The organism is Aggregatibacter sp. HMT-949, from assembly GCF_041734645.1.
Classification (GTDB): Bacteria; Pseudomonadota; Gammaproteobacteria; order Enterobacterales; family Pasteurellaceae; genus Rodentibacter.
This window is the reverse complement of record NZ_CP162010.1, coordinates 1,490,457-1,512,324: the sequence shown is the minus strand read 5'-3', so window position 1 is coordinate 1,512,324 and position 21,868 is coordinate 1,490,457. Positions and strand designations below refer to the sequence as shown.

General features: G+C 42.8%; 18 protein-coding genes and 3 pseudogenes. 18 read left to right on the top strand and 3 right to left on the bottom strand.

Annotated elements, in window-relative coordinates:
- The first annotated feature begins 58 nt into the window (after positions 1-58).
- The 16 genes and pseudogenes from ampD to AB3F25_RS06930 all read left to right on the top strand — a co-directional run bounded on the left by ampD (position 59) and on the right by AB3F25_RS06930 (position 14,889).
- Positions 59-622 (top strand): 1,6-anhydro-N-acetylmuramyl-L-alanine amidase AmpD, encoded by a 564-nt coding sequence (ampD, locus tag AB3F25_RS07005; protein WP_373603143.1) that lies wholly within the window; start codon positions 59-61, stop codon positions 620-622.
- 525 nt (positions 623-1,147) lie between these two features.
- A pseudogene (gene rppH / locus AB3F25_RS07000) lies at positions 1,148-1,616 on the top strand (RNA pyrophosphohydrolase); the annotation flags it as partial.
- A 119-nt stretch (positions 1,617-1,735) separates the two neighbouring features.
- Entirely contained in the window at positions 1,736-2,533 is a 798-nt protein-coding gene (locus AB3F25_RS06995) for a sulfite exporter TauE/SafE family protein (protein WP_373603142.1), read from the top strand.
- An 8-nt stretch (positions 2,534-2,541) separates the two neighbouring features.
- The gene (gene lgt / locus AB3F25_RS06990; protein ID WP_373603141.1) at positions 2,542-3,360 is read left to right on the top strand and encodes a prolipoprotein diacylglyceryl transferase; all 819 of its coding nucleotides are present in this window, start codon (positions 2,542-2,544) and stop codon (positions 3,358-3,360) included.
- A gap of 9 nt (positions 3,361-3,369) precedes the next feature.
- Positions 3,370-4,221 (top strand): thymidylate synthase, encoded by an 852-nt coding sequence (locus tag AB3F25_RS06985; protein WP_373603140.1) that lies wholly within the window; start codon positions 3,370-3,372, stop codon positions 4,219-4,221.
- A 9-nt stretch (positions 4,222-4,230) separates the two neighbouring features.
- Positions 4,231-4,761 carry a tRNA adenosine(34) deaminase TadA gene (gene tadA / locus AB3F25_RS06980; RefSeq protein ID WP_373603139.1) on the top strand — a complete coding sequence of 177 codons (531 nt, stop codon included), beginning with the start codon at positions 4,231-4,233 and terminating at the stop codon, positions 4,759-4,761.
- A 95-nt stretch (positions 4,762-4,856) separates the two neighbouring features.
- A complete protein-coding gene (rsfS, locus tag AB3F25_RS06975; RefSeq protein ID WP_373603138.1) occupies positions 4,857-5,165 on the top strand; it encodes a ribosome silencing factor in 309 nt (102 codons plus the stop codon).
- A gap of 80 nt (positions 5,166-5,245) precedes the next feature.
- Positions 5,246-5,713 carry a 23S rRNA (pseudouridine(1915)-N(3))-methyltransferase RlmH gene (rlmH, locus tag AB3F25_RS06970; protein ID WP_373603137.1) on the top strand — a complete coding sequence of 156 codons (468 nt, stop codon included), beginning with the start codon at positions 5,246-5,248 and terminating at the stop codon, positions 5,711-5,713.
- A 64-nt stretch (positions 5,714-5,777) separates the two neighbouring features.
- Positions 5,778-7,760: a penicillin-binding protein 2 gene (mrdA, locus tag AB3F25_RS06965; protein WP_373603136.1), complete on the top strand. Its 1,983-nt coding sequence runs from the start codon at positions 5,778-5,780 to the stop codon at positions 7,758-7,760.
- The gene (gene rodA, locus AB3F25_RS06960) at positions 7,760-8,875 is read left to right on the top strand and encodes a rod shape-determining protein RodA (RefSeq protein ID WP_373603135.1); all 1,116 of its coding nucleotides are present in this window, start codon (positions 7,760-7,762) and stop codon (positions 8,873-8,875) included. Before mrdA ends, rodA begins: the two co-directional genes overlap by 1 nt.
- A gap of 56 nt (positions 8,876-8,931) precedes the next feature.
- A complete protein-coding gene (locus AB3F25_RS06955; RefSeq protein ID WP_373603134.1) occupies positions 8,932-9,780 on the top strand; it encodes a septal ring lytic transglycosylase RlpA family protein in 849 nt (282 codons plus the stop codon).
- Positions 9,781-9,801: 21 nt separating this feature from the next.
- Positions 9,802-10,986, top strand: a complete 1,185-nt coding sequence (locus tag AB3F25_RS06950) for a serine hydrolase (RefSeq protein WP_373603133.1) — start codon at positions 9,802-9,804, stop codon at positions 10,984-10,986.
- Positions 10,987-11,089: 103 nt separating this feature from the next.
- Complete coding sequence (gene ybeD / locus AB3F25_RS06945) at positions 11,090-11,398, top strand: DUF493 family protein YbeD (protein WP_373603132.1); 309 nt, start codon at positions 11,090-11,092, stop codon at positions 11,396-11,398.
- Position 11,399: 1 nt separating this feature from the next.
- Entirely contained in the window at positions 11,400-12,041 is a 642-nt protein-coding gene (gene lipB / locus AB3F25_RS06940; RefSeq protein ID WP_373603131.1) for a lipoyl(octanoyl) transferase LipB, read from the top strand.
- 52 nt (positions 12,042-12,093) lie between these two features.
- Complete coding sequence (gene lipA / locus AB3F25_RS06935) at positions 12,094-13,056, top strand: lipoyl synthase (protein WP_373603130.1); 963 nt, start codon at positions 12,094-12,096, stop codon at positions 13,054-13,056.
- 60 nt (positions 13,057-13,116) lie between these two features.
- A complete protein-coding gene (locus tag AB3F25_RS06930; RefSeq protein WP_373603129.1) occupies positions 13,117-14,889 on the top strand; it encodes a hypothetical protein in 1,773 nt (590 codons plus the stop codon).
- 336 nt (positions 14,890-15,225) lie between these two features.
- Here AB3F25_RS06930 and AB3F25_RS06925 read toward each other — a convergent pair.
- Positions 15,226-16,123, bottom strand: a pseudogene (locus AB3F25_RS06925) (IS630 family transposase).
- Between the two features lie 286 nt (positions 16,124-16,409).
- On the opposite strand from AB3F25_RS06925, the gene AB3F25_RS06920 reads away from it, so the two are divergent.
- Together AB3F25_RS06920 and AB3F25_RS06915 are read left to right on the top strand one after the other, a co-directional pair.
- The gene (locus AB3F25_RS06920; RefSeq protein WP_295697454.1) at positions 16,410-17,537 is read left to right on the top strand and encodes a DNA cytosine methyltransferase; all 1,128 of its coding nucleotides are present in this window, start codon (positions 16,410-16,412) and stop codon (positions 17,535-17,537) included.
- Positions 17,538-17,542: 5 nt separating this feature from the next.
- On the top strand, positions 17,543-19,294 hold the full coding sequence (locus AB3F25_RS06915) for an ATP-binding protein (RefSeq protein WP_373603128.1): 1,752 nt from the start codon (positions 17,543-17,545) through the stop codon (positions 19,292-19,294).
- A gap of 602 nt (positions 19,295-19,896) precedes the next feature.
- Here the strand turns inward: AB3F25_RS06915 and AB3F25_RS06910 are convergent.
- Positions 19,897-20,761 (bottom strand): annotated as a pseudogene (locus AB3F25_RS06910) (IS630 family transposase).
- Between the two features lie 68 nt (positions 20,762-20,829).
- The gene (locus tag AB3F25_RS06905; protein WP_373603127.1) at positions 20,830-21,867 is read right to left on the bottom strand and encodes a TniQ family protein; all 1,038 of its coding nucleotides are present in this window, start codon (positions 21,865-21,867) and stop codon (positions 20,830-20,832) included.
- Between the last annotated feature and the right edge of the window lies 1 nt (position 21,868).

Here is a 21,868-nt window from a genome sequence, read left to right as displayed (position 1 = left end):
ATCCGTAAAACCGATCGCATTTTTTATGCGATCACGATCGCAAAGATAGAAAAGAAGTATGAAAAAAACGCAGAATATTGAACAAGGTTGGCTAAAGAATTGCCGCCATATTTTCTCTCCTCATTTTGATGCGCGACCGGATATTAAAGATATTTCGCTGCTTGTGATCCATTACATTAGCTTGCCGCCGGAAGAATTCGGGGGTGGTTATATTGATGATTTTTTTCAAGGAAAGCTTGACCCAACAATTCATCCTTATTTTAAAGAAATTTATCGCATTCGCGTGTCGGCCCATTGTTTAATTGAACGTGACGGACGTATTACGCAGTACGTAAGTTTTAACCAGCGCGCTTGGCATGCCGGGCTTTCCTGTTTTCAAGGACGAGAAAAATGCAATGATTTTGCTATCGGTATTGAGCTGGAAGGTAGCAATGAACAACCTTTTACTGATGCACAATATCAGGCTTTGCAGTGGCTCACTCAACTGATTATGCAAGCCTATCCCAAAATTACGAGCGAGCGTATCGTAGGGCACGCCGATATTTCGCCGGGACGCAAGATCGATCCAGGACAATATTTTGACTGGAAACGTTATTTGAGCGGATTAAATTTTGATGGTTAAAAAATGAACGGTGCATTTGCGGAATTACTCACATCATGAATTTCGTAGAATTGTTAATTTAACTATTTGAATTAAAAAGAATTAAAATTTCTTGTAGAGTGCAGCCGTTTGATTCTGCAAAGTTATACAAGGTTATGAATTTCCCCAGCCACAATTTTATCCACAGAAATATTGAATAACTCACAAGCCCATCGGCTCTTATTGTAAAAATTATGCGATTTAAGAAAACGGAATGTTTTTTAAGCGCTTTTTAAGGTATTTCCGATGAAATAAAGAGCTATTAGCTTTTTGCAAACAAGTTTTGTTATTAAAGCGGATAAAACGGAGGGAAGGAAGTCATCGACGCGATCTTCACGATCTTCTACACAATTTCTCGATGTTTTTTGTAACGGTTAACCACAGAATTATCCACAATAAGAATGATAATGGAAGAGTAGTGCGCCTTGGGCGTTGGTTGATAAAAAAGCGGATTTATGAAACAATTCGCGGATTATTTTTGAGTCAAAATTTAAGGTAAAAACGATAGTGATCGATTTTGACGGCTACCGTCCCAATGTGGGCATTGTGATTTGCAATCGCAAAGGACAGGTGCTTTGGGCGAAACGTTGCGGGCAGAATTCTTGGCAGTTTCCGCAAGGCGGCATTAATGATAACGAAAGCGCGGAACAAGCGATGTATCGCGAACTTTACGAGGAAGTGGGGTTGCAGCCGAAAGACGTACGTATTTTATACGTATCAAAACATTGGCTGCGTTATAAATTACCGAAACGTTTGTTACGTTATGACAGTAAACCGATATGTATCGGGCAAAAACAACGTTGGTTCTTATTACAGCTTGTCTCCGAAGAAAAAAATATCAATATGCAAGCCACCAAGTCGCCGGAATTTGATGGTTGGCGTTGGGTGAGTTTTTGGTATCCTGTGCGCCAAGTGGTGTCGTTCAAGAAAGACGTGTATCGCCGCGCGATGAAAGAATTCGCAACTTTTTTATTTTTCGGCGAAAAAGAAAAACAAACGGAGCATCAAACGGAATCTGATATTAAACCGGTTTTTCCGCGTAAGCCGCATTATGCTAAATATTCCAAACGCCCGTTGAATAAAAGAGGGTAGATTATGCTAACTTTTATTGCTATTTGTTTGCTGGTAGGTTGTATCGTCGGGTTTCTTGCCGGGCTTTTCGGTATCGGTGGCGGTTTGGTGATTGTGCCGACTTTAGTTTATTTATTGCCGATGATGGGCGTGCCGGAACCTTTGCTTATGAGCACCGCATTGGGCACCTCATTCGCCACTATTGTGATTACCGGTTTTTCTTCCGCTCAACGCCATCATAAACTCGGCAATATTGTGTGGGATGCGGTGAAAATTCTCATTCCCGTGATTATGGTTACAGTATTTATCTGTGGTTTATTTATTGGCAAACTTGATCGCGCCGTTGTAGCTAAATTATTTGCTTGTTTAGTGGTTTATTTAGCGATAAAAATGCTGGTTTCCATTAAATCCAAAGCTACGCAATCGTCCAAAACGCTCACCACCACCTCGTCGATTGTAGGCGGTATTTTAATCGGCATGGCGTCAAGCGCAGCCGGTATCGGCGGTGGTGGTTTTATCGTGCCGTTTTTAAATTCACGCGGTATCGATATGAAAAAAGCTATCGGATCTTCTGCCTTTTGCGGCATGTTACTTGGATTATCGGGGATGTTGAGTTTTGCTGTGAGTGGTTGGGGCAATACTACTATGCCAGAGTATTCCTTGGGGTACATTTATTTGCCGGCCGTGTTAGGCATTACTGCCACGTCATTTTTTACCTCTAAACTTGGTGCAACCGCGACTTCAAAACTACCGGTGCCGATTTTGAAAAAAGGCTTTGCATTATTACTTATTGTCATCGCCGTCGATATGTTTCTGAAATAAGGAAAATTATGAATCAATATTTAGTGCTTCCGCACTTTGATCCGACCATTTTTACTATTGGCGATAGCAATATTGGCTTGCGTTGGTACGGTTTAATGTATTTACTCGGGTTTATTTTCGCCCGTTGGTTGGCGGTGCGTCGTGCCGCTCGTCCGACTAGTGGTTGGACCGTAGAGCAAGTAGATAGCTTGTTATTTAACGGTTTTATGGGTGTGTTTATTGGCGGACGCGTTGGTGACGTATTCTTTTACAATATTGATCATTTCTTGCAAGAACCGAGCTATCTCTTCCGTGTTTGGGAAGGCGGAATGTCTTTCCACGGCGGTCTTATCGGGGTGATCATCGCGATGATTTGGACTTCTCATGCGCAAAAACGTAATTTTTGGCAAACTACTGATTTTGTTGCACCGCTGATTCCGTTCGGTTTAGGTTTGGGACGAATCGGTAACTTCATTAATCTCGAACTTTGGGGACGCCAAACCGACGTACCTTGGGCGATGATTTTTCCTACAGATCCGCAATTACTGCCTCGTCACCCATCACAACTTTATGAAGCTTTTTTAGAAGGTCTGGTGTTATTTGCCATCTTGAATTTATTTATTAGAAAATCCCGTCCGACAGGTTCGGTTGCCGGTTTATTCTTAATCGGTTACGGAATATTTCGTTTTATCGTGGAATACGTACGCGAGCCGGAAACGGAATCCTTCCTCGGCATTATGACGCGCGGCCAAGCACTTTGTTTACCAATGATTATTGGCGGCGTTTTAATTATGGCATGGGCTTATATGCGTACTGATTCAAGCAACAGTGCGCCCGCCAAATCCTAAGGAATTCTTATGCAACAATATCTTGAGCTTTGCCAGCGGATTATTGACGAAGGTCAATGGATCGCCAACGAGCGCACCGGTAAGCGGTGTTTAACGGTTATTAATGCGGATCTCGAATACGATGTGGCGAACAACCAATTTCCGCTGATTACCACCCGCAAAAGCTACTGGAAAGCGGCGATTGCGGAATTTTTAGGTTATATCCGTGGTTACGATAATGCCGCCGATTTTCGTAAACTCGGCACTAAAACTTGGGACGCAAACGCCAATGAAAATGCCTCATGGTTGGCCAATCCACATCGTAAAGGCATTGACGACATGGGACGCGTGTACGGCGTGCAGGGGCGCGCGTGGCGCAAACCGAATGGCGAAACCGTCGATCAACTGCGCAAAATTGTTAATAACCTTGCCAAAGGTATTGATGATCGCGGCGAAATTTTGACCTTCTTTAATCCGGGCGAATTTGATCTGGGCTGTTTGCGTCCTTGTATGCACACGCATACCTTTTCTTTACTGGGCGACACGCTTTATCTCACCAGCTATCAACGTTCCTGCGATGTGCCGTTGGGCTTGAATTTCAATCAAATTCAAGCGTTCACTTTCTTAGCTTTAATGGCGCAAATTACCGGTACAAAAGCGGGCAAGGTGTATCATAAAATTGTCAATGCGCATATTTATGAAGATCAACTTGAATTGATGCGTGATGTTCAACTCAAACGTGAACCGTTCCCGTTGCCAAAATTAGAAATTAATCCGGACATCAAAACTCTTGAAGACCTCGAAACTTGGGTCACGATGGACGATTTCAAGGTTATCGGTTACCAATCTCACGAGCCGATTAAATATCCTTTCTCTGTTTAAGACGCGAAAGTGCAAACAAACGCCCAAACAATAGAAGTACGCTCAGATTTAGACGAAAAATTCATGCGCCACGCCCTTGCCTTGGCTGACAAAGCGGAAGCGTTGGGTGAAATTCCCGTGGGTGCGGTGCTGGTGGATGAGTTCGGCAATATTCTCGGCGAGGGTTGGAATCTGTCCATTATGGAACATGATCCGACCGCCCACGCGGAGATTGTGGCATTACGCAATGGCGCGAAAAATCTCGAAAATTATCGTCTGCTCAATTGCACCCTTTATGTTACGCTTGAGCCTTGCACTATGTGCGCCGGCGCAATTTTGCACAGCCGCATTAAACGCTTGGTGTTCGGCGCTGCAGATTATAAAACCGGTGCCGTTGGCTCGCGTTTTCACTTTTTTGACGATTACAAAATGAATCATTGTGTAGAAATTAGCGCGGGCGTTCTGGCCGAAGAATGTGGTCAAAAACTGAGCGCCTTTTTTCAAAAGCGACGCGCCCAAAAGAAAATTGAAAAGCCGCTTGTTTCTGTTTCTAGAAAATAAAAGTGCACTCAAAAAATACGCGTTTTGTCCTTTTCCCTAGTCCTGCGCACCATTCAATGGTAGAATCTCGCGCTTTTACAAATAAAGGAAAGAGCATGTCATTAGTCGAATTTGTCATTAATAAACTGGGTGATTTAAAGGGCTCGGATATCGTGCATTTTGATGTGCGCGGCAAATCCTCCGTCACCGAAAATATGGTGATTTGCACCGGAACGTCAAGCCGCCAAGTGTCGGCGATGGCGGATAATTTAATTGCGGAATGCAAAAAAGCGGGCGTGGAAACATTCGGTCAAGAAGGCAAAAATACTGCTGATTGGATCGTGGTTGATTTAGGCCAAACCATGGTTCATATCATGCAACGCGAGACGCGAGAACTTTACCAATTGGAGAAACTTTGGGCATAGGACGTAGGCGTTGGATAACGAAAATAGCACCGCATTGAACGAAGAAAATAGCACCGCATTGAACAAATAAGGGAACGCTTGTGAAGATCTCGTTAATTGCCGTAGGCACCAAAATGCCGGCCTGGGTTACCGCCGGATTTGAAGAATACCAACGTCGTTTCCCGAAAGATATGCCGTTTGAATTAATCGAAATTCCCGCCGGCAAGCGCGGTAAAAATGCTGACATTAAACGCATTTTGGAACAAGAAGGCAAAGCGATGTTAGCGGCATGCGGCAAAGGTAAAGTGGTAACTTTGGACATTCCGGGCAAGCCTTGGACAACAGCGCAACTCGCCGAGCAATTGGAGGCGTGGAAAAATGACGGGCGTGACCTGTGTTTGTTAATCGGCGGGCCGGAAGGTCTTTCGCAGGACTGCAAAGCCGCGGCGGAGCAGAGTTGGTCGCTTTCGCCGCTCACTTTACCGCATCCGCTTGTGCGTGTGGTCGTTGCGGAAAGTTTGTATCGAGCCTGGTCGCTCACAACTCATCATCCTTATCATCGAGAGTAACAGTTCAATCGCTTGTGCTTGCGTTTCATCGTTAAAATCATGGTAAAAAATAAGTCGATTTGAGATGAATTTAAAAAAATTCTTCGCTGCTCCCACGCATGAACCGATTCGCGACAAAAAAGCGGAGCGGAATCTTTTTGCGCGCCGTACATTGGTGGCGTTTATCGGTATTCTGACGTTGACCGGCGTGCTATTTACCAATATTTATCATTTACAAATCGTTAATTTCGATACCTACCAAACCCGTTCCAACGGTAACCGTATTAAACTTTTGCCGGTGCCGCCGACACGCGGTTTAATCTATGATCGCTACGGCGTATTGCTGGCGGAAAATTTGACGTTCTTTGGCTTATATATTGTGCCGGAAAAAACAGAAAATTTAGTGCAAACCTTTGAAGAATTGCGTTATATCGTCGGCTTGACCGACGATGATATTGAGAACTTCCAAAAAGAACGCCGCCGCGGTACACGCTATACTTCAATTATGCTTAAACCGAATTTGACGGAAGAGCAAATTGCGCGTTTTGCAGTAAATCAATATCAATATCCGAGCCTTGATGTTCGCCCTTATTTTAAACGTAATTATTTATACGGCGATGTGATGACACATATTCTCGGTTATGTGGGTAAAATCAACGATAAAGATGTGGAAAGGCTTAAAAAAGACGAGAAATTCACGAATTATGCGGGATCGCATGATATGGGAAAACTCGGTGTCGAGCGTTATTACGAAGATCAACTACACGGTACTACGGGCTTTGAGGAAGTAGAAATTAACAACCGCGGCAAGGTGATTCGTAAGCTGCGCGAACAACCTGCCATCCCCGGTAAAAGTATTCATTTAACTATCGATTTGGCCTTGCAACGTTATATTACCGATTTATTAGCCGGGCAAAAAGGCGCGGTAGTAGTGCTCGATCCGAGAGATAGCAGCGTACTGGCGATGGTTTCCACACCGAGTTATGACAATAATCTATTCGTGGACGGTATTTCCGGTGCGGATTATAAACGTTTATTAGAAGATCCTTCGCGACCGCTTTACAGCCGCGCCACGCAAGGAGTTTATCCGCCGGCCTCAACGGTGAAACCGTTTATTGCGGTGGCGGCGCAAACGGAAGGCGTAATTAATCAAAGCACGACGATTTTCGATCCGGGTTATTGGATGTTGCCGAACACGACAAAACGTTTTCGTGATTGGAAAAAAGCGGGGCATGGCTATACCGATTTAAATAAAGCAATCACCGAATCTTCGGATACTTATTTTTATCAGGTCGCTTACAACTTAGGAATTGACCGCTTATCCGGTTGGATGAAGCGCTTTGGTTTTGGGATGCCAACGGGAATTGAAATTAGCGAAGAAGCGACGGCTAATATGCCTTCCAAAGAATGGAAACAAAAACGCTATAAACGCCAATGGGTGCAAGGCGATACCATTTCCGTCGGTATCGGGCAGGGGTATTGGACAGCAACGCCGTTGCAAGTAGCAAAAGCCACCGCAATTTTGGTAAATAATGGTAAAGTGAATACCCCGCATTTGATGAAGTCGGTAGAAGGGGCGAAAGTGGAACCCTATCAGGATCCGCGACTTTATGACGATATTAGTGAACCGAAACAGGCGTATTGGGATGCAGCAAAACGCGGTATGTTTAACGTGGTGAATTCCGCGGCAGGTACGGGACGTAAAGCGTTTGTCGGCGCCAATTATCATGTGGCGGGGAAATCGGGTACGGCACAGGTGTTCAGTTTGAAAGAAAACCAAAAATATAATGCCGCCGGCTTAAAAAAAGAACTGCACGACCATGCGTGGTTTACCGCTTATGCGCCTTATGAGAATCCTCAAATAATAGTGTCTATTATTTTAGAAAATGCAGGTGGCGGCTCCAGTAATGCAGCACCGGTGGTGCGTCAAATTATGGATTACTATTTAAATAAACGCTTGCCGGAAATCGAACATAAAGAACGCAACGAAAGTGTTTCTGAAGCAAATGTGCCGAGCAGCGCTAACGATGTCGTTTCCGAGCCGGCAGAAAACGAACGAACAGAATAATGGAAGAAAAAACACCGCTTTGGCTTCGTTTATGGAAGCCACTACATTTAGATTTGGGCTTATTGTTGGGGTTAATCGCTATCACCGGGTACGGCATGCTGGTGCTATATAGCGCATCGGGAGCAAATGAAGTGATGTTCCGAAATCGTATTATCCAGGTTGTTTTGGGGTTTACCGTACTGTTAGTGATGGCTCAATTACCACCGAAATTTTATCAGCGTATCGCACCCTATCTTTATTTAATCGGTTTTATATTATTGATTTTGGTAGACGCGATCGGTACTACCAGTAAAGGTGCGCAACGTTGGCTTGATCTGGGGATTATTCGCTTTCAACCTTCCGAAATCGTAAAACTCGCGGTGCCGTTAATGGTGGCGGTATATTTGGGCAATCGTACGTTGCCTCCGAAGTTAGGCGAAACTTTTATCGCGATTGCAATGATTTTGTTGCCGACTTTATTGGTCGCGATTCAACCCGATTTGGGTACGGCGATTTTGGTAATCGCATCCGGTTTATTTGTGGTCTTTTTGGCAGGGATGAGTTGGTGGCTGATTTTTGCCGCGCTGGTAGGATTAGCAGGATTCATTCCGATTATGTGGCTTTATTTGATGCATGATTATCAACGAACACGAGTGCTTACTTTGCTTGACCCGGAAAAAGATCCCCTTGGTGCAGGCTATCATATTTTGCAATCTAAAATTGCTATAGGTTCCGGCGGTATTTGGGGGAAGGGCTGGATGCAAGGAACTCAATCACAACTCGAATTTTTACCGGAACCGCATACGGATTTTATTTTTGCGGTAATGAGCGAAGAGCATGGTATGGTCGGCTTCGGCATTTTGATTGCGATTTATTTATTTATTATTATTCGTGGATTGATGATCGCCGTAAATGCACAAACCTCTTTCGGACGCATTCTTGCGGGCGCGACCACTTTAATTTTTTTCGTGTATTTATTCGTAAATATTGGTATGGTAAGCGGCATTTTGCCGGTAGTTGGCGTACCGTTGCCGTTATTTAGCTATGGTGGGACGTCATATGTGGCAATTATGGCAAGTTTTGGTTTAGTAATGTCAATTCACACCCATCGTACTAAATTTATGAATAGGAACTAATCGGCGTTTTAAGTTTCTTACGTACGATTTTATATATTTATTGGACAACTTACTTTATGGTATTAAAAACGCTTGCAAAATTCACTGTATCCTTTATTTTCATCGTCCTGACCGTTTTGCCGGTACAGGCCAAAAATGATCCGCATAAACAGTACGGCATTAAAGGCGCGAACTTAACCCACACAACACCGGTAAGCTCTCCTACAAGTTATACGGTAAACGGCAAGACTTACACTACGCACAGTCATAGCACATCGAAAAATTATTCAAAAACCGGAACGGCCAGCTATTATCATCGTAAGTTTCACGGTCGTCGAACATCTAGCGGTGAACCCTATAGTTCCCACCTTTACACCGCCGCTCATAAAACGTTACCGCTCAATTCTTATGCATTGGTGACCAACTTGCATAATAACCGTAAAACTATCGTGCGTATTAACGATCGCGGCCCTTTCGGTCACGGACGCATTATTGATCTTTCTTATGCAGCGGCGCAGGAAATCGGATTAGTGGCGCGCGGTACCGGGCAAGTAAAAATCGAAGCTTTACATATCGCGCCGAACGGCAATATTTCAGGCGCCGCCACGCAAACCTTAGCCAAGCATGCCAAAACTCAAGCGGCTTCCGATCGCCTTGTAAACGTTGAAAAAAAAACAAACGAGTCGGACAAAGCAAAAGATTTGTACAAGCTAAAAATGTTAAACCTACCAAGCCAAAAACTCGCTAACGATGTGATTACGCGTTTGGCGTTGGAGAACGTGAACACGGAAGTGAGCCGACATAACGGCAAATACGAAATTCACTTCGGTCCGGTAGAAAATAAACAAACGATCACGCAATTAAAACTGCAATTACAAAAAATGGCTAATGGAAATCCATTAATCGTTTATGCCTATAAAAACTAAGAAGTAACTAAAGGATACGCTATGTTTAAGCAATCTGCCCAATTCAAAAAATTCGCCCTTATTTCCGGCCTAATTGCCGCCTCCGTTCTGGCTTCCGCGGAAGATATGCAATACGGTATTGCGCCACCGGAAGTGAATGCCCAAAGCTATATTCTGATGGATTATCATTCTGGTGCGGTGCTCACAGCGGTGAACGCCGATCAACGGCAATATCCGGCATCGTTGACCAAAATGATGACCAGTTATGTGGTGGGGCAAGCGATTAAACAAGGTAAAATTCATAATTCCGATATGGTGACTATCGGCGAAAGCGCGTGGGGACGTAATTTCCCGGATTCTTCCAAAATGTTCTTAAATTTAAATCAACAGGTTTCGGTGGAAGATTTAAATAAGGGCGTGATTATCGTATCGGGTAATGATGCCAGTGTGGCGCTTGCAGAACACGTTTCTGGCACCGCATTGAACTTCGTCGACACGATGAACCGCTACGTACAGCAGTTTGGTTTGCAAAATACCCATTTCACCACGCCGCACGGCTTAGACGATCCTAACCAATATTCTTCCGCGCGTGATATGGCAATTATCGGTGCGCATATTATTCGCGATTTACCGGATGAATATAAAATCTACGCGGAAAAAGATTTTACCTTTAACAAAATCAAACAACCGAACCGCAACGGTTTATTGTGGGATAAAACGATGAATGTGGACGGTATGAAAACCGGTCACACCAGCCAAGCGGGTTATAATTTGGTAGCATCGGCAACTAATCCTGGCAATATGCGTTTAATTTCTGTCGTAATGGGCGTGCCGACTTATAAAGGCCGCGAAGTGGAAAGTAAAAAACTTTTACAATGGGGCTTTAGCAATTTTGAAACGTTGAAAGCTCTTGAAGCAAATAAAGCGGTTTCTGAGCAAACTGTTTATTACGGTGATGAAGGGCGCGTGAAATTGGGCGTTTTACAAGATAGTTTTATTACCGTGCCTAAGGGCAAACAAACGCAATTAAAAGCACGTTACGAATTAAATGAAAAATATTTAGAAGCCCCGTTAACGAAAGGTCAAGTGGTCGGTAAAGTGATTTATCAACTTGATGACAAAGATGTCGCGACGGTGAATCTTCAAGTGATGCAAGATGTGAAAGAGGGCGGTGTTTTCGGTAATGTATGGGACTGGTTGGTACTAACCGTCAAAAGCTTATTCTAACACCTTGGAAATTGAGCATACTTTCTCCATTTTACAAAGCGACTAATAAAACCGGGCAGATTGACTATCTGCCCTTTGTCTCATTCAAAACAGAGGAAATTTTATGGCAACCGAACAACAACCAATCGTGCAAGCGACAACCGAACAAGATTACAAAAAACTGAAAGAATTAATGGCATTTCCCACCGAAATGACATTTAAAGTTGCCGGCATAAACCGCGAAAATTTGGCACAAGATTTAATCGCTGTCGTGCAAAAATATTTACCCGGTGATTATATTCCAAAAGAAAAACGCAGCAGCAAAGGCACTTACAATTCCGTTTCTATCGATGTGGTGGCGCAAAATTTCGAACAGGTGGAAACCCTTTACAAAGAACTCGCCAAAGTCGAAGGCGTGAAGATGGTTATTTAATATGCAAAAATTTCCGCTTATTGTGCGCCAACTCGGATTGCAAGATTATCAAGAAATTTGGCATAAAATGCAGGATTTTACCGATAATCGTAATGCCGAAACCATTGATGAAGTTTGGTTAGTGGAACATTATCCGGTATTCACCCAAGGGCAAGCCGGTAAGCCTGAACATCTATTGCAAAGCGGTGCTATTCCGCTAGTACAATCCGATCGCGGTGGACAAATTACTTATCACGGCCCCGGTCAGCAAGTGATGTATGTATTGATTGATATCCGTCGTCATCAAAATTTAAACGTGCGCCGATTGGTCACCGCATTGGAGCAAAGCGTGGTACGGACGCTGGCCGATTATGCTATTGAGGGCTATTCGAAGGTCGATGCGCCGGGCGTGTATATCGACGGCAAAAAGATTTGTTCGCTCGGTTTACGGATTCGCAAAGGATGCTCTTTCCACGGGCTTGCATTCAATATCAATATGGATCTCCAACCATTTCATTATATTAATCCGTGCGGTTACGCCGGTTTGGAAATGTGCCAGTTGGCGGATTTTATTGGTCGAGACGAGGCGGTGTTGGACAAGGTCTCACCGAAATTAGTTAATCACCTTGCCGAGCTTTTAGGCTATAATCTCACAAAATTTTAACATTTAACCACCAAAAATGCCTGTTTCAGGCATTTTTCTTTAGGAAAGAGCCATGTCAACGCCATTTAAAATGGAACGCGGTGTGAAATATCGTGATGCCGCCAAAACTTCCATCATTCCGGTCAAAAACATCGATCCGAACCAAGAATTATTGAAAAAACCGGAATGGATGAAAATTAAACTACCGGCCAGTTCGCTCAAAATTGAAAGCATTAAAAACGGTATGCGTCGCCACGGTTTGCATTCCGTATGCGAAGAAGCCTCTTGCCCGAATTTACACGAATGTTTTAATCACGGTACCGCAACCTTTATGATTTTGGGCGCCATTTGCACCCGTCGTTGTCCGTTTTGCGATGTTGCACACGGCAAGCCGTTACCGCCGGATCCGGAGGAACCGCGCAAACTTGCCGAAACCATTCAAGATATGCAATTAAAATATGTGGTGATTACTTCCGTTGACCGCGATGATTTGCCCGATCGCGGTGCCGGCCATTTTGCCGAGTGCGTGAAAGAAGTGCGTGCGTTAAATCCGGGGATCAAAATCGAAATTTTAGTGCCAGATTTTCGCGGTCGTATTTCTCAAGCATTGGAAAAACTCAAGGATAATCCGCCGGATGTATTTAATCACAATTTAGAAAATGTTCCGCGTCTGTATAAAGAAATCCGCCCGGGCGCGGATTATGAATGGTCGTTAAAACTGTTACGCGAATTTAAACAAATGTTCCCTCACATTCCGACTAAATCCGGTTTAATGGTAGGCTTGGGGGAAACCAACGAAGAAATTTTGCAAGTGATGAAAGACTTGCGCGCCAATGGCGTCACTATGTTGACTTTGGGACAATATTTGCAACCGAGTCGTCATCACTTACCCGTCGCGCGTTATGTGCCGCCGACAGAATTTGATGAATTTCGCGAAAAAGCGAATGAAATGGGCTTTGAACACGCCGCTTGCGGACCTTTCGTGCGTTCTTCTTACCATGCGGATTTACAAGCCAGCGGTGGCTTGGTGAAATAAATTGTGAATTCTAACAATAAATGATACTGAACATCGCTCTTTGGTGCTATACATCGCTAAATGGTGCTAACATGGAATAACAAGATGCCGGTGATCCAGATTAAAGAATTTCCCAACGACGGAAGAGTTTGGAGAATTGATTGGTTCGGAGCAGTACGAAAAAACGATAACGTACCTACGGAACCGACCATCGACGTTTATCTCAGACCTGTATCAGTAACAGACAAAACGTCTATTGCTGATTTTGGCTGGTTAAATAAAGAGCGAATATGCTGCACTATTGGTGTTGGACAACTGCCGGTACTTACTATCGGTTCTCTTTGGAAAAACGGTAAGTTATTGGATTACCAAGTTATCGTGCCTAGTAATCTACCAAACGTTAACATAGCTGAAGATTCTGTACGTTTGATTGAAGCAGCGCATAAAGATCAAACCGGTTATATCATCAATAAAGCTGCCTTTGATATTGGCGGTTTCAAAAATGGATTATCTGCAAGATGTTTGGCTATTGAATCTGATGGAGATCCCTATTCAATCATTATTCCCGTTGCTGAAGTTATTCGTTTTTATTACGCCATTTCAACCAATTTGGCCAAGATTGCTTTTTTGGGGTCATATGAAACTAATTTCGATCAAATCATCGGTGAGCGATGCGGTTTTGATTCAAAAACCAAGATTCTCATAATCCATTTACGACAATGGCTTTACGATAATGAGGGATGGGTTTTGGGTAGGATTTTAAGGGACAAAAATGCACAGCAGGGATTTTTCCAAATTCATCGTTCGTTAGTCAAACAATCAGTGGGGAAGTATCATCAGCCGATGCCGGAAACTAATTTCCCGTTTCAAGGAAAAACAGATTGGGCTGCACGCTGCCTAAGTTTTACGAGCGGTGGAAAAGTTCGTACCTTAATCTTAGAATTATTGCATTGTACTGCTCCCTTTCCTTTTTCTAATTTAGTGGTTATTAGAGACAATGATGGCAGGCAAGCATCTCCAGAAACTGATCTACCGGAATCAAATAAACGTCCTTATCTAAGGAACCAGAGATTAAAATCTGGTACTTCAAAAAAACTGCATAGCATAGAAGAGCCTGTGCAGAATATGAAAAGAATGGTTATTGACTATGTAAAAGAACGTTTTGGAGATCTTTGGAATAAAGAACTCATCAAGCCTGAAAAAGAGTTTTGTAATTATAGAAAAACAGACTTACTGTTTTTGCCGCCATCGGAATCGACCACAGCATTGGGAACCGGCGACGGTACATCAGGACAGTCCAAAACTGCTCCTATTTCAATCTCTATTAATGTTGGAAAAGAAACAGGCATCGCTCAAAAGCTACGTTCTCACAGTCGTTCCGAAGCTCTGCCTGCTACCTTTGAAAATATGATGGCCGCTGTCCGATATTTATCAGAGAACTATCAAGATAAAGGTGTTACGGCAAAAGTATGGCCGACCCTATATATGCCGTTAACTTCTAATCGTAGCAGTCAATGGTCTTATTTAGATACTTCTGCAACAACAACCAACCTAGTCAAAACTCCAAGAAGAGTTTTAATTGCCGAACTCAATATAGATAATATGCTATTTTGGTTGGTGGAGTTTGAACAAAGAGAATCAGAATCCTTAACTGCTGCTATGATATATGGAGCAAGTTCAATGAAGGCTGAAGAAATAAAAAAAATCCTGCATTTGCTTGCTCGGTCAAAAGGAATTTGGAAAAATATTCCTCCACACGGGAGATTTCATATCAGGCCAATGAAGCATAGCTGGCCGAGTATCGAAGAATATGCTTCATCTATTTACAAAGCCTGCTTGGCAACTTCCACCTGACTTGTGTTTCTGTTGGTACAATCCAAATCTATTAGTACATCTGTCATTTAGATACATTAATAATTTCTTAATTTTTAGGATGCAACTTATGCCACGCACGCACGCGATTATACTTCACATCAAATAATTATCTAAAGAATTCAACTCATTGTGCTGATTGATACGGGAGGTACAAAATACCCGAATTAACTTGGCAAGGAAAAGCTCAAGTCAAACTGCATCATCTGGATGTGCCGTTTCATTTTCTCAACAAGCAATATGATTTTCACGCGGCTGCCGGTTCACCAGACAACCGCAGCGACAATATTTTGATCCACTGCGATAACCTGTTAGCACTTAAATCACTGTTGCCAGAATTTGGCGGGCGGATACATTGCATTTATAGTCAATTAAAATCAAAATAGGACAGTAGCGCATCGCCAAATTGGGCGTAATCAGACAAAACGGTTCGCAGATACCGCTTAATATTCGCCCACACCTTCTCAATCGGGTTGAGCTCAGGTGAATAAGGTGCAAGAGGCAATACCTTATGTCCCAATTTTTCCGCCATTTCCCGTAAGACACCCATACGGTGAAATCGTGCATTATCTAAAATAATCACCGATTTTTGAGTCAATGCGGGCAGTAGGCATTGCTGAAACCACGCTTCAAAAAAGACTCCGGTCATCGTATTTTGATAAACCATCGGAGCAATCAGCCGGTTGCCGACTTGTGCGGACACCAGAGATAAGCGTCGGTATCTTTTTCCACTTATCTGCGCTTTCACTATTTGCCCTCTCAGGCTGCGGGCATAGGGACGGAACAGGTAGCGGTCAAATCCTGTTTCATCCAAATAAACACGTTGGTAGTCGGAAAATTCGGCCAGTTGTGTCAAATAATGCGTTACTTTGGCCGGGTCTTGTTCTTTGTAAGTGGTGGTCTTTTTTTTGCGCGTCATCCCCATCTGTTTGAGTGCATAGCAAACGGTAGCTGCCGTACAATCAAAATGTTTGGCGATTTCATGCAGATAGGCATCCGGGTGTTACCCAACATATTGAGCCAGTTTTTGCCTATCCAATTTGACGGCATTTAGACCGGTCACTTGATGTTTTGGGCTGCCTGTTTGTTTTTTAAGGCGAATCCACAGGTAAAGTGTGTTTCTTGACAAGTTAAACGTTGCTGCGGTTTGGCTGATGTTTTTGCATTGTTCGTAATAGTTTAAAGCTTTGTTTCTTAAGTCCGCAGAGTATGCCATGGTTAGACCTTCAAAGTTGAATATTGTACTATTTTGTTTTTAATTGACTATAATGTCCAAAGCCCGATAGTGTTTTCCGACAAGAAGCGTCTTTATTACAGCCTAGATTTTTCTGTTGGCCAAGTCTGAAACACCCGTATAGGCAAGTAAAACCCGCCGCCAACAAATGCAACAATTGGTTACACATTTTTTGCTCTTAATACCTAATCTATTGTTTTGAAATGATTACTTCCATACGGTCGACAAATTGTTTTTTTCAACGTAGAATGCCGTGTAAGAAATACAAATGGTCGAAACGATGAATACAAAACCTGTTTTAGTAGATTTATTTTGCGGATGCGGCGGCTTCGGTTTAGGAGCCGAACTTGCGGGATTTCACACCATTGCGGCTATCGATATAGATCCCACTCTCCAATCCGCCTATAAAAATAATTTTCCTCATACAAAAGTACTGAATAAAGATTTATCCTTGTTGGACGAAAATGGCTGGCGCCATATTTTAGGGCGGCAAAAAATCGACGGTGTGATAGGGGGACCGCCTTGCCAAGGATATTCGAGAATGGGGATTGGTGATGTTAATGATCCGAGAAGAAAACTGCTGGAAGATTTTTTCAGGCACGTCAATATACTAGACCCGAAATTTTTCGTAATGGAGAATGTCGAGGGTCTGATCGACAAACGCAATTTACCACAACTGAATAACGCACTTTCCATCGTAAATAAAAAGTACACATTAATTGGTCCCCTCATTGTCGATGCTTCTGACTGCGGCGCTCCTACAAAACGCAGGCGGGTGATTATTGTGGGCTACGATAAAGCACACTTTGATTCCTTATCTGAAAGCCATTTCAGATTTACTTTACCTAAAGTCAATGTTGCCGATGCCATTAAAGACCTTCCGGCACCTATTCCCCATTCTGATTCGGGTTATGATTGGGGGTTTTCTGCCTACCCTGAAGCTTCCGAACTGTCTGAATATGCGCGGCAAATGAGAAACCCCGCTCCAAAAGGATTAGGGTTGTCAGATGCAATAAAAAAACATGCGGCAGGAGAGGTATCGGGATTGTTTTCCACCGTCCATTCTCCGATGGTTGCCGAACGCTATAAAAAGATCAATCCCGGGGAAACAGATCCCGTCAGCCGTTCTAAAAAACTATCGTGGGACGGCTTATGCCCGACATTAAGGGCGGGGACCGGATCGGATAAAGGAAGTTTCCAATCCGTCCGGCCACTTCATCCGGAAGAAGGCCGCGTTATTACGGTCAGAGAAGCAGCACGGCTACAAGGATTCCCGGATTGGTTTACATTCCATCCGACAAAATGGCATAGTTTCAGAATGATTGGGAATAGTGTTTCCCCCATTGTGTCGAAACAGATTTTAAGTGTCATCCATCAAAAACTGAATAAGAAATAATCGCCATGAAAAACAGCAATATGATTGAAATCAGTACAGGTCTTGAACCCAATTTCCTGCAGGATATTTTAACCAAAGATATTTCCACATTAGACGCACTCTATGATTTGGTTGACAATTCTATCGATGCGGCAAGAAACAGCATTATCCAAAATGGAAACTATGAAAAAGATGTGATGGGCCTGCCGAAATCATATGAAGGGTATAAAGTGCACATAGATATCTCACCGGAATCTATCTGTATAGAAGATAACTGTTTTGGCATGCAAAAAGAAACATTGGCCAATGATGCTTTCTATATAGCAAGGCAATCCCAACATCAATACGGTATCGGCCAATACGGTATTGGTTTGAAACGGTCACTATTGAAAATGGGAGAACAATACCATTTTTTTATTGACAATGGTCGACAATGTTATGAATTTGATTTTTCCAAACACAGTTTTAACGGTTCGGAAAATAAAATTCCTGCGAAAGAAGAAGCATCCAGAGGCGATATTAAAACCAGATTTACAGTCACTCGGATATATAGTGAAATACAAGGTGAAATCAGCAATAGGAGATGGTTGGAAAACGCTCTTGCCGGCTTTAAAGACAGATATTCTCTTTATTTTTCGAAAGGATTTGAAATAACAATAGATTATAATGGAGAATCCATGGGCTTAATTACTTCGAGTTTGCCCGGAATCAGAAGAAGTGGGCCTGTCTCTCCGACTTATCAGGAAAAGAATATCGATGGCGTTAAAGTCATTATTCAGTCCGGAATACACGAAAAATATTATCTTAAAAATGAAGAGAAGTATTCGCTCTCGGTAAATAAAACCTTAACGAATGATTTTGGTATTTATTTCATCTGCAATGACCGGGTGATTGTGAAAGCGAGCACGTCCCATAATCACGGATGGAAAACGAAGTGGCACTCTGAATATAATGGCTTCATATGTCTTGTGCATTTCATATCTGAAAAGCCCAACAAACTTCCTTGGAATACGGCTAAAAACGGTATGAGGGAAGACAGTATGCTTTTCCTGACCGTGATTGACGAAATACAGCCCATTGCAGACCAATATAGGTCAGATATTAAACATCGCTATTCTCCCAACCCAAAGGCTTCTGCAACCTCCAACCCATCCGGCAGCACCGTACCCAATCCACCCAATGATGCAGGTCATAACGATCCAAGTGCAAATGCTGATACCGATGGCGCAGAAAAGAGTATCTCAACCCCTATCACAGACCATGGAACAGTGCCACCGACAGGCAATAGCAAACCTGTCCCAAATTCAACGAACACAAAACATTTGATTAATTATGCCCTCAATATTCCGAGAAATCTGGGGAAAATACGTAATATCTATTTAGAATTAAAGAATAAACTAAATGTTCAAGAAACACCTTACTCAACGGCCGCCCTACTGCGCTCGCTGATAGAGTTAAGTTGCGACTACTATATTTTACACAATGGCACCATAGTATTTAACGATGGAAGCACTACGGAACCGGTTTCAGAGAGTTCAAAATTGAGGGTAAAAATCTTGGGTGTCGCACAGGATATCCATCATAAGGATCGCGGGCTTATCAATCAAAAACAATTAGCCACATTAAAGCTTGAATGCCCTAAACGGGGAACCGATACGGGCAGTTTGGATATATTGCATAGTACGCTGCATAATTATTCGCATGAGATTAGTCCGCAGCAGATTATTGTTGCACACAATAATTTTGAACCGCTCATCAGCGCCATATGGAGAAAATAAATTTGAAAATAATAAAGCGGATGTATGAATAACACCATATTACATCACATCATAAAGTAAAGTATTTCAGTCAGCCGTAGAGTATTTTACTTACCGATTTTTGTGGAAGCTCGCTTCGTAAGTTCCAGCCTCGCGCTGCGGTGCAAATCCACAGATGGCTAATTTGGGAATAGGCATGCCGAAACGCCGTGCTATTCCCGTTTTTTTTACCATCCGTACCAATATTTTATTGAACAGCATCATTTAGAGCGTTATCAGTTTGGACGGCATAACCATGTTTTGTCTATCCTAAACAAGTTTCTGGACGGGAAAATGTTTGTTTTAATCTTATCAAACGGATTTACACACATAATTTCAAACATCTATCCATTTCCGACCCATTTTTCTGCCATCGCCAGAACTTTCTTTTTTCAAAATAAAATCCAAAAGAAAAAATTCAAAACCGCGAAGGCAGGCGCAGCCTGATAGGTATATGGAACGTATTGTATAGTGGATTAAATTTAAATCAGGACAAGGCGACGAAGCCGCAGACAGTACAGATAGTACGGCAAGGCGAGGCAACACCGTACTGGTTTAAAGTTAATCCACTATATGTTTGTATTCTATGTTTCATTATAGTCAATTAAAATCAAAATAGGACAGTAGTGCATCGTCAAATCGGGCGTAATCAGACAATACGGTTCGCAGATACCGCTTAATATTCGCCCACACCTTCTCAATCGGGTTGAGCTCAGGTGAATAAGGTGCAAGAGGCAATACCTTATGTCCCAATTTTTCCGCCATTTCCCGTAAGACACCCATACGGTGAAATCGTGCATTATCTAAAATAATCACCGATTTTTGAGTCAATGCGGGCAGTAGGCATTGCTGAAACCACGCTTCAAAAAAGACTCCGGTCATCGTATTTTGATAAACCATCGGAGCAATCAGCCGGTTGCCGACTTGTGCGGACACCAGAGATAAGCGTCGGTATCTTTTTCCACTTATCTGCGCTTTCACTATTTGCCCTCTCAGGCTGCGGGCATAGGGACGGAACAGGTAGCGGTCAAATCCTGTTTCATCCAAATAAACACGTTGGTAGTCGGAAAATTCGGCCAGTTGTGTCAAATAATGCGTTACTTTGGCCGGGTCTTGTTCTTTGTAAGTGGTGGTCTTTTTTTTGCGCGTCATCCCCATCTGTTTGAGTGCATAGCAAACGGTAGCTGCCGTACAATCAAAATGTTTGGCGATTTCATGCAGATAGGCATCCGGGTGTTACCCAACATATTGAGCCAGTTTTTGCCTATCCAATTTGACGGCATTTAGACCGGTCACTTGATGTTTTGGGCTGCCTGTTTGTTTTTTAAGGCGAATCCACAGGTAAAGTGTGTTTCTTGACAAGTTAAACGTTGCTGCGGTTTGGCTGATGTTTTTGCATTGTTCGTAATAGTTTAAAGCTTTGTTTCTTAAGTCCGCAGAGTATGCCATGGTTAGACCTTCAAAGTTGAGTGTTGTACTATTTTGTTTTTAATTGACTATAATGAATTCAATAATTTTCAAAACATAGTCTTACGATAAAGCTCTTTTCTTATATTTCGGTTTAGAACATCAATCAGCTTTTTGAACTCGTCTGGACAATCATCAAAATCTTTCAGCATATGGTTATAGCGCAAAACACCATCTTTCCATGCCTGAAAGAGATTGTCCGGATAATTATCGATCAGCCACCAACATAAATCCAAAGTATGGTGGCGTTCGATCAGTTCTCTGCTTTCCCATGCTGTACGCTTGCTTTTGTCAATTTTTTGTGGTTGTGAACCGGTTTTTAGGCATAAATAGGAATATAATTTCGGTGCCAGTCGTTGTGAAGTTAATAGCGTGACAAAGTGGTGCAATATTTTCAAACTGTCTCTATAACTGTTTTGTGAACTTTCTACCGGGTAGTGTTCCAACCAAACTAACAGTCTTCGCCATTGTTCAAGTGTATTACCACTCCAAGCTGTAACGGGTTGTGTTTCTGTACAAGCCAAGTCGGTTTTACACTGCCAGCAGAATTTGAGGGGCCGAAACGCTGTTTCTTGCATATTTCCCATCTCTTGCCGATGGAATGCAACACCCGCACCACAATGTGAACATCTGTCGTGAAGTATCACTTTGTGCTTTGGGCAAAAGGTATAGCAGGCAACACGCCATGACACCCTAAAATAAGGTTCATAGTCTTCTGCCAAGCACAATGGACAGAACAATAAACCGTATCCTACGCGTTTCCGATGGTATATCTGCAAACTGTTTACCCACGTCAGATGTCCTGATGGACGTACTTTATCAAACAAAATGCCCTGAAAACGCCGTAGTGAAGTTCTATCGATTTTCTCCGCACTTATTCCGCTTTTTTCACTTAGCTTTGTAACTATCCACTCTGGAATATATCTGTCAATGTCCCGATTCCATATCTCATAATTGTTCCCAAAGACTAAGTTGCAAAATGTCTGAACTTTTAGTCCGTTCGCATGTACCGTTCGAACCAGCCATGAAGACAGTAATTCATTATGATACGGATGGGGATGTGCTGGCCAAAGATGTAAGTCAGACATA

Excerpts from the sequence above, each read along its gene's own strand:
- ampD (WP_373603143.1), top strand. The coding sequence starts at position 59 with ATGAAAAAAACGCAGAATATTGAACAAGGTTGGCTAAAGAATTGCCGC.
- AB3F25_RS06995 (WP_373603142.1), top strand. The coding sequence starts at position 1,736 with ATGCTAACTTTTATTGCTATTTGTTTGCTGGTAGGTTGTATCGTCGGG.
- lgt (WP_373603141.1), top strand. The coding sequence starts at position 2,542 with ATGAATCAATATTTAGTGCTTCCGCACTTTGATCCGACCATTTTTACT.
- AB3F25_RS06985 (WP_373603140.1), top strand. The coding sequence starts at position 3,370 with ATGCAACAATATCTTGAGCTTTGCCAGCGGATTATTGACGAAGGTCAA.
- rsfS (WP_373603138.1), top strand. The coding sequence starts at position 4,857 with ATGTCATTAGTCGAATTTGTCATTAATAAACTGGGTGATTTAAAGGGC.
- mrdA (WP_373603136.1), top strand. The coding sequence starts at position 5,778 with ATGAATTTAAAAAAATTCTTCGCTGCTCCCACGCATGAACCGATTCGC.
- rodA (WP_373603135.1), top strand. The coding sequence starts at position 7,760 with ATGGAAGAAAAAACACCGCTTTGGCTTCGTTTATGGAAGCCACTACAT.
- AB3F25_RS06955 (WP_373603134.1), top strand. The coding sequence starts at position 8,932 with ATGGTATTAAAAACGCTTGCAAAATTCACTGTATCCTTTATTTTCATC.
- AB3F25_RS06950 (WP_373603133.1), top strand. The coding sequence starts at position 9,802 with ATGTTTAAGCAATCTGCCCAATTCAAAAAATTCGCCCTTATTTCCGGC.
- ybeD (WP_373603132.1), top strand. The coding sequence starts at position 11,090 with ATGGCAACCGAACAACAACCAATCGTGCAAGCGACAACCGAACAAGAT.
- lipB (WP_373603131.1), top strand. The coding sequence starts at position 11,400 with ATGCAAAAATTTCCGCTTATTGTGCGCCAACTCGGATTGCAAGATTAT.
- lipA (WP_373603130.1), top strand. The coding sequence starts at position 12,094 with ATGTCAACGCCATTTAAAATGGAACGCGGTGTGAAATATCGTGATGCC.
- AB3F25_RS06930 (WP_373603129.1), top strand. The coding sequence starts at position 13,117 with ATGGTGCTAACATGGAATAACAAGATGCCGGTGATCCAGATTAAAGAA.
- AB3F25_RS06920 (WP_295697454.1), top strand. The coding sequence starts at position 16,410 with ATGGTCGAAACGATGAATACAAAACCTGTTTTAGTAGATTTATTTTGC.
- AB3F25_RS06915 (WP_373603128.1), top strand. The coding sequence starts at position 17,543 with ATGAAAAACAGCAATATGATTGAAATCAGTACAGGTCTTGAACCCAAT.
- AB3F25_RS06905 (WP_373603127.1), bottom strand. The coding sequence starts at position 21,867 with ATGTCTGACTTACATCTTTGGCCAGCACATCCCCATCCGTATCATAAT.